Raw genomic sequence first — 7,676 nt, 5'->3', positions numbered from 1 at the left:
AGCTGACGCCGCCCCCGGCCGCCCCGGCGCCGGAGCGTCCGCGGCGGCGGCTGCGCACCGTGCTCACCGTGGTCGCGGGGGTGCTCGCGGTGCTCTGCGTCGCCGGGGTGGTGGCGGGGATCGTGCTGTACAACCGGGCGGCAACCCCGGACCGGAGCACACCGGACGTGGTGGTGGCCAGCTACGTCCAGGCCTACCTCGTGGACCGGAACGATGTCCGCGCCGACCTCTTCACTTGCGACAGCAGTGACCTCAGCGCCCTCAGCGCGTTGCGCGACGACCTGGTAGCGCGTGAGGAGCGGTTCAACGTCCCCATCTCGGTCAGCTGGGGCAGTCTGCGGGTGCAGGAGCAGCGTGATAGCGCAGACGTGCAGGTCGAGCTGATTATTTCAGCGCGAGTTGACGGTATCACTCAGAGCGAGCGGCAAGCTTGGCGGTTCGTTACTCGCCTCGACGAGCACTGGCGGGTCTGCGAAGGCATCCGTACTGGCTGACCTGTCACTCGATCCACAGCAGGTGGACCGGAACCTCCAGGGTGGTCGGTGACTGGCCGCGCCAGGCCCAGCGGTACCACTCCACCTCCGAGGTCACTCGGACGCAGATGTCGCCGTCGGCCCCGGAGTAGGTCTCGGTGACGGCCCGCAGGTCGCGGTGCTCCACGCCGCCGACCACGTGCACGACCCGGCGGCCGGTGACCGAGTCCGCCTCGACGACCGGGGTCGGCGGGCGGTGCGTCGGGGTGTCCAGGGAGACGAGCCGGATCCCGCCCTCGTGCGGCCCGGCCGCCGGCCGGGTGCCCACGGTCTCCACCCAGACCCGCTCCACCGGCATCAGTGGGGCGAAGACCTCCACCTGATCGGCCTCCGCGCGGTACCACTCGTGCTCCGGGATGACCGGCACGTACGTCCGGCTGCCCTGCACCACGCGCTCGTCGGCGCGCAGGTCGGCGCGCCAGCCCAGCCCGGGCAGGCCGACCAGCACGCGCCGGCCACGCAGCTCGACCCGGCCGGTGGCCGGCACGATCTCGACGGGTCGCGGCGGTGCCGGCGCCCAGTCCGGCTGGTCCGCGAACGGGTCGGGCAGCGGGTCCTTCATGACACCGAGCGTCTCATCCCTGGTGCTTGAGGGGCGCGCCCCGGGAACGCATGAACGGCACCGGGTCGATCGCGCTCCGGCTGGTCCGGTCGCCGTCGGTGTGCACCTCGAAGTGCAGGTGCGGTCCGGAGGAGTTGCCGCTGCTGCCCACCTCCCCGATCACCTCACCGGCCTGCACCGTCTGGCCGACCCGCACCCGAGGCTTGGAGACCAGGTGGCAGTACCGGGTGACCAGGCCGCCGGCGTGCAGGACGTCGACGAACCAGCCGCAGCCGCCCTTGCCCGGCCAGCCGTCCACGTCGCAGCTGAGCCGGCCGCCGTTGTCCGGGTCGCAGCGCGACACCAGCACCCGGCCACTGGCCGCGACGTGGATCGGCGTCCCCTTGCGGGCGGCGATGTCGACCCCGTTGTGGCCAGGCCGGCTCGCGGTCCGGAAGCCGGAGCCGACCCCACCCGGGATCGGGGCCGTCCATCCGGAGGCGGCGATCTCCGCGCCGGAGGCGGCGTCGCACACCTGCCGGCCGCCGATCTCCGCCGTCCGGGCCGCGCCGCCGGCCAGCGCGTCGACGATCCGGGCGGCCAGCGCCTCGTGCTTGGCGTACGCATCCGGGAACGCGCTGATCTGCACCTTCTGCGCCGCCGTGGTCAGCGGCATCCGCTGCCAGCCGGGCACCTTCAGCAGCTTCTCGTAGAACTTGCGGGCGGCGTACTCGGGGGTCATCCGCTGCGCGACGGTGCCCCAGGTGGCCCGCTGCTGGAACAGGCCGACCGAGTCGTGGTCGGCGCCGACGCCCTCGTTGGGCAGGTCGCGCGACTGGGCGACCGTTCGGTTGGCCAGGTTCCGCAGGCCGGACTCCTGCATCGCGGTCGCCACCGCGATAACCCAGCCGCGCGGCGGCACCTTCATCTCCTGTCCGACCTTGATGATCCGCGCGGCGTTGCGGAGCTGGCTCTCGCCGTACTCCGACATACGAGGCATCTTGCCGGTCGCGTTGACCGGGAAGTCGTCAGTGCACTCCTGGCCGGTGAGGGTCATCTGTTCGCCGGCGTCGCCGCCCAGTTCGGTGAGGAAGAAGGCGGCGGTTCCGCCGGTGCAGCAGAGCAGCGCCAGGACCCCGGTGAGGAAGGCGGCCAGGGTGCCGATCCGGAGCCGTCGCCGGGGCGGTCGGGTCTCGTCGCTCATGTCGGCACTCCGCTGCGCTCCGTGCCGCCAGAGGGCAGCACCGCGCTGAGCCTGATTCGCTCGCTCCGCTCGCTCATGCCTGCTCCCAGTCCACCGCGTCGACCAGCCACTCCCCGTCGGGGGCCACCAGTTCCAGCCGGAGCCGTCCGGTGTCCAGCGGCACCAGGGCTTCGACGAAGGTCGCGGTGCGCGGCCGGAGGCTGATCGCACCGGTCACCTGCTCGGCCGGCACACCCGCCGGCTCGGCACCGGCGAGCTTCTCGGTCAGCGCCGGGGTGGAGAGCGGCCGCAGCCCCTGGTGCCACTGGTCGACGGTCACGTTCGGCCCGCCCAGCCAGGCGGTCACGAAGCGGTCCGCCGTCTGCTCCGGCGTGCGGGCGCCCGGACGGGTCACCGGGGAGGCGGGTGGGCCGGTGGCGATCGCCCCGTCGTCACCCTCGTCCGGGTCGACGGTGGTGACGGGCTGGCTCGGCCGGTTGCTCAGGCCGGTCGTGGAGTCGCCGGGGCCGGCGACCAGCCGGGCCGCGCCGATGATGCCGAACACCACCACGGCGATCACGAGCGCGATACCCAGCCGGGACCGCAGCGCCCGGGTGACCAGGAACTCCAGCGCCCGCCGCACCGCACTCACCGGGCCTCGGAGCGGATCCGCGGAGCCGGCCGGTCCGGCGCGCGGTCGGCCGTGCCCGGACGGTAGATGACGTAGGACGGGCTCTCCTCGGGCACGTCCGGCTCGGTCCAGGTCGCCGCCACCCGGCGCCGGGGTCGGGGCGCGACCGGCCGGCCGGCGCCGCTCCGCTCCTCCGGGACCGCCGCCTCGCCCGCCGGGTCCCGGCCGTCGGGGCGTTGCCGGTCCCCGCCACCACCGCCAGCCGCGTGTGCCGGGTCCTCGTGCCGTGCCTCGGGCCGCAGGCGGGTCTGCTCGGCGACGACGGGACGGCGTCGGCCCATGGTCGGCTCGGCGGTGCCACCGGGCTCCGACACGTCCAGCCGGGCGGCGGTCCGCATGTCGCGGAAGAAGCGCCGATGCCACGAGCCGGCTGAGCTGACCGCCTCGCTGCTGTCCTTGCCGCCGAGCTGGGTGATCCGGCGGTACGGGCGGAGCAGCAGCCAGCCGACCACCCCGCAGAGCCAGACCAGCACCACCTGGAGCCAACCGGGCAGGGTGGTGGTGCTCATGATCAGGTCGACCGCGAAGAGGTAGATGGCGGCGCCTGTGCCGAAGATGGCGATGTTGAAGACCGCGGCGACCACCGCGTTCGCCAGCCGGCGCAGCCCCGCGCTGGCCGGCCGCAGCAGGCCGACGGTGCCCAGGATCGGTGCCGCGATCACCGCCCACCGGAAGATCAGGAAGCCGAGCAGGACCAGCACCGACGCGGTCAGGTCGAACATCGCGAACAGCAGCGAGGCGAGGACGGCGATGAAGCCGGCGCCGACCCGGTCCATGTCGCGCACACCCTGGAGGTACTCGTACGCCTCCGGGTCCTCCCGCTCGATCTGCGCGGCGACGGTCATCCACTGTTGTTGCTTCCCTTTGATGACCACGTCGCGAGTGGCAGGGTTTGAGCGAATCGACTCCGCTTCATCCCAGGACAGCGACTTCGCGTCGTAGAGCGCTTGACCGTACTTCTTGGCGGTCTCACTGTCAGCCGAGCCCAGGACGCCACGCAGCCAGTTTCGGTAGAGCATCGCTTCGGTTGCCGTATCGCTGGCCCGCACGGCTGGCGGCCGCTTGTCGACACAGGCATCGGGGTTGGGTAGGGCGCACCTGTCGGGTGGAATGTCCTTCGAAGCTGGACCGACCGCGTCGTGAACCACGCCGAGGGTGGTGATCAGGGTGCCGTCGGCGACGTTCGCCGACTTGACCGGCCAGGCGGCCAGGGCGGTGACCGCCACCATCACCAGCAGCGCCCAGCCGGCCGTGGTCATCGCGTTGCTCATGTCCGACTGGCGCGAGCGCCAGAGCAGGTAGAGCCCGACGACGCAGAGGGTGACGATGCCGAAGACGCTGAACACCTTCTGATAGACGGCCTTGGTGGCCTGCTCCACCAACGGGTCGGCCCAGCCCCACATGGAACGTGGATCCCAGGCCCGTTCGCGCAACGCGTTGGACGCGCCGACGACGGCTGTGGCGATCATGAACTCACCGTTGGCGACGGTGTTGGTGAACTTGTACTCCGGGTGCAGAGCTGTAGCGGCGCAGCCGCCATCGACGCGATACGTCGTGTAGCTGTATCCGGCGTAGCCGTATTCGCTGTAGAGACCCTTCGGGCCAGACTGCTTCGCCGATTCCGGCCGGGAGGCGAACCAGCCGGCGAGGCCGGAGTCCGGCCCGGTGGGGGTCGGCGGGTTCCGGCACTCCAACTCCGACTCGGCCACCTGCTGGAGCTTGGCGACGCAGGCGCGGAAGTCGGCCTGCCACTCCGGTGTGGTGCACAGGTCGGCCGCGGCCTGGGCGGTGACGGCCGGCGCCGCCGACGCCGGTGTCGCCCCCACCGCCGGCCAGCCAATGGTGGCCCCGGCGAGGATGCCGAGTGCGAGGAGAAGCGCCCGGGCCCTCGCCATGTCACGCCTCCGGATCGGGCACGGTCGGCAGTACGCCGGTCGCGGCGGCGATCGCCGCGGGTGTGGTGTCGAGGTGGTCCAGCAGTCCCTCGACGTACGAGACGTCGACCCGGACCTTCTGCACCCGCCCGTCGACGTCACGCATCACGAACTCGCGGAAGCCGAGCCGGCTGGCCGAGGTGGCGTCCGCCGTGGAGAGCGAGGCGAGGGTGGCCTCGTAGCCGTCGTTGACCGGCACCCGGAGCAGCCGCAGCGCCTCGGAGGCGATCTCGGTGTCCTCGGCGATCCGGCCGACGAACACGGTGGAGACGAGGTTCTGCACGTCGAGGCCGAGGATGTCGCGCGGGTTCTGCGAGGCGACCAGGGCGGCGAGGTTCCACTTGCGGGAGTCCCGGGCGAGCCGGACCAGGAACGAGCGCCCGGAGCGCCAGCCCTCCATGAAGTGTGCCTCGTCCAGGCCGACCAGCTTGCGCGACGACATCGACCCGCCGTAGCAGCGGCGGACGGCCAGCCGGTGCGCGGTGTGCAGCATCGGCAGGGCGAGCGCCTCCTCGGCCGACCAGTACTCCCGCTCGATCTTGAGGTCCGGCAGCCGGAGGCCGGCCATGGTGATCACGGTGAGCGCCGCGTCCGGGCCGAGCAGCCCTTCCGGTGGCTTGCCGAAGAAGAGCATGGCCAGCGGCATCTCGGCGGTGTCGAGCAGCAGGTTGGCCAGTTCCTTGCCGGCGTCGTCGTCCAGCTGGCTGAGCGTGGTGACCACGTCGTCCAGGGTGGAGGTCTCCTCCGCCGGCACCTGGCGTACAGCGTGCCGGAACAGGGTGGCGGTGGACGCCTCGCGGGCCACCTGCGGCGGCACCAGCATCATGCAGATGTCCTGCACCAGCATCCGTCGCTCGGCGCGGGCGTTGGAGACGGCGATCTCGAACTCCCGGTCGCCGGCCGCGCCGGGGCCGAACTCGCTGCGCAGCGGGGTGGGGATGAGCGAGTACGGCGCCAGGGTGCCGTGCTCCGAGCCGGTCAGGTTGAGCACCCGCGAGTACGGGCGCAGCTCCGGCATCGCGCAGAGCCGGGCCAGCGGGCCGGACGGGTCGAGCAGGGTCACCTGCACGCCGCGCCGGGCGGCCAGGTAGCCGAGCGCGCCGAGCAGGGTGGACTTGCCACCGCCCGGTTCGGCCACGAAGACGGCGAGCCCGGAGCGCTCGCGGACCTCCATCGGGTAGTGCAGGTCGAGGAAGACCGGTCGGCGGCAGGTACCGGCCGTCCGGCCGATCAGGTCGCCGCGCCGGTCGCCGACGGTCGACGCGGCCTGGGGCAGCGCGGCGGCGAGCAGGTTGACCGGCATCCGCCGGACGTAGCCGGTGTTGGCGATCGGCTCGCCGGGGATGAACTCGCGGGCCAGCCAGTCCTGGTTCTTCGGGTGCTGCAGCGAGATGCGCAGCTCGCGGGAGTAGAGCTGGACCAGTCGCCGGGCCCGCTCCAGGCACTCCTCGCGGGTACGGCCACCGACCGCGATCCGGTGCCAGCCGTGCGCGCGGGCGGAATCGACGGGCAGCCCGGTGGTCATCTCGTCGCCGATCACCAGCGCCCGCTTGGCCAGCCGTTCCAGCTCGGGCGGGGCGTCGATGCCGTGCTCGGCGTAGTCGAGCTGCTGCGAGCGGATCATCCGCAGCCGGTGTTCGAGGTTGCGGAAGGAGTCGCCGGGACCGAGGATGTCGACCCGGGTGGACAGCTCCATCGGCCAGGGCAGCCGCTCGTGGAAGTGCAGCCACGGCTCGTGCCGCTCCGGGATCTCCAGCGGTTCCATCCGGCCCACCGCCAGCACTGCGACGTGCCGTTCCTCGCCGGTGACCCGGTTGACCAGCTTGACCGTCGAGCCGTACGGCGTGCGGTAGCGCTCCACCTGCTCGGTGAGGGCCAGCAGGTCGCCGCGTTCCCACCGGCCGTCGGTGACCGGGGAGAGCGCGCCGGGCGGCGCCATGCAGAGCGCCACCGAGCGGTAGAGCAGCCACTCCAGCTCCTGCGGAGTGACCCGCCGTCCGCGCATGCCGAACGCGCCGAGCACCTCGTCGAACTGCTCGACGGTCCGGCCCAGCCGGCGGCGTTCGCCCTCGGCGACCCCCCGGCCGAAGGTGCGCAGCAGCCGTTCGGTGAGCGAGTCGCCGAGCGACCGCCGGGCGAAGGTGACCCCGAGGTAGGTCTGGCCCTCGGCGTGGTTGACCGAGAGCAGGTGCCGCTGCGCGGCCACCAGGTGGTCGCCCCAGCCCGGCGTGCCCGGCACGTCGGGCAGCGGTGCGGGGGTGTGCGCGTCGATGGTGCGCGCCCACTCGTCGGCCGGGAAGGGGCGGGTGGTGCGGCGCAGGTGCAGCCGGAAGCCGGCGAGGCCCGCGTACTGCTCGGAGATCGCTGAGAGCAGCGCCTCCCGCTCGGCGTCCGGCCGGAACGCCCAGCGCACCTCCGGCAGCCAGTACCAGGCGGTGACGGTGTTCGGGGTGAAGGTGAGGTGCCCGACGATCTCGGTGATGGCCAGTTCCACGGCCGGATCCCGGTCGCCGAACTTGATTCTCGGCGGCTTGACCCGGACCGGCTTGGCCGGCTGCTTGCGCCGTTCGGGGGAGCGCTGTCGGGGCGGGGCGATCTCCCGGCCGGCGGGCCGCTCCGGCAGTTGCTTCGGCGCCCGGCGGGCCGGGCGGTCGGGCGGCTCGGGCGGGTCGAGTTCACCGGCGGCCCGCGCGCCACCCGGGTCAACCGGCGCCGGCTGGGCCGGCGGGCGTACCACGGGCAGCCGGTCGCCGGGCTGCTGCGGCACCCGGGGACGGGCCGGCCGGGCCGGCGG

At 72.9% G+C, this 7,676-nt stretch carries 6 protein-coding genes; 1 reads left to right on the top strand and 5 read right to left on the bottom strand.

Annotated features, from left to right (window positions below; all coding sequences use genetic code 11):
* The coding region (locus tag DLJ47_RS31530; protein ID WP_233258129.1) for a hypothetical protein at positions 1-494 on the top strand (494 nt) is incomplete at its 5' end.
* 4 nt (positions 495-498) lie between these two features.
* Here DLJ47_RS31530 and DLJ47_RS31525 read toward each other — a convergent pair.
* From DLJ47_RS31525 to DLJ47_RS31505, 5 genes are all read right to left on the bottom strand, one after another.
* Positions 499-1,095 carry a hypothetical protein gene (locus DLJ47_RS31525; protein ID WP_109905517.1) on the bottom strand — a complete coding sequence of 199 codons (597 nt, stop codon included), beginning with the start codon at positions 1,093-1,095 and terminating at the stop codon, positions 499-501.
* 13 nt (positions 1,096-1,108) lie between these two features.
* Entirely contained in the window at positions 1,109-2,278 is a 1,170-nt protein-coding gene (locus DLJ47_RS31520; RefSeq protein WP_109905515.1) for a M23 family metallopeptidase, read from the bottom strand.
* A gap of 73 nt (positions 2,279-2,351) precedes the next feature.
* Positions 2,352-2,909 carry a hypothetical protein gene (locus tag DLJ47_RS31515; protein WP_109905513.1) on the bottom strand — a complete coding sequence of 186 codons (558 nt, stop codon included), beginning with the start codon at positions 2,907-2,909 and terminating at the stop codon, positions 2,352-2,354.
* The gene (locus tag DLJ47_RS31510; protein ID WP_109905511.1) at positions 2,906-4,843 is read right to left on the bottom strand and encodes a hypothetical protein; all 1,938 of its coding nucleotides are present in this window, start codon (positions 4,841-4,843) and stop codon (positions 2,906-2,908) included. Before DLJ47_RS31510 ends, DLJ47_RS31515 begins: the two co-directional genes overlap by 4 nt.
* Position 4,844: 1 nt before the next feature.
* The coding region (locus DLJ47_RS31505; RefSeq protein WP_109905509.1) for an ATP-binding protein at positions 4,845-7,676 on the bottom strand (2,832 nt) is incomplete at its 5' end.

The sequence above is a fragment of the Micromonospora sp. S4605 genome (assembly GCF_003176715.1).
Taxonomy (GTDB): Bacteria; Actinomycetota; Actinomycetes; order Mycobacteriales; family Micromonosporaceae; genus Micromonospora; species Micromonospora echinaurantiaca.
This window is presented reverse-complemented; position numbering and strand designations above follow the sequence as displayed.

Bases quoted from the DNA above. Each gene is read 5' to 3' on its own strand.
- DLJ47_RS31525 (WP_109905517.1), bottom strand. From the start codon at position 1,095: ATGAAGGACCCGCTGCCCGACCCGTTCGCGGACCAGCCGGACTGGGCG.
- DLJ47_RS31510 (WP_109905511.1), bottom strand. From the start codon at position 4,843: ATGGCGAGGGCCCGGGCGCTTCTCCTCGCACTCGGCATCCTCGCCGGG.
- DLJ47_RS31520 (WP_109905515.1), bottom strand. From the start codon at position 2,278: ATGAGCGACGAGACCCGACCGCCCCGGCGACGGCTCCGGATCGGCACC.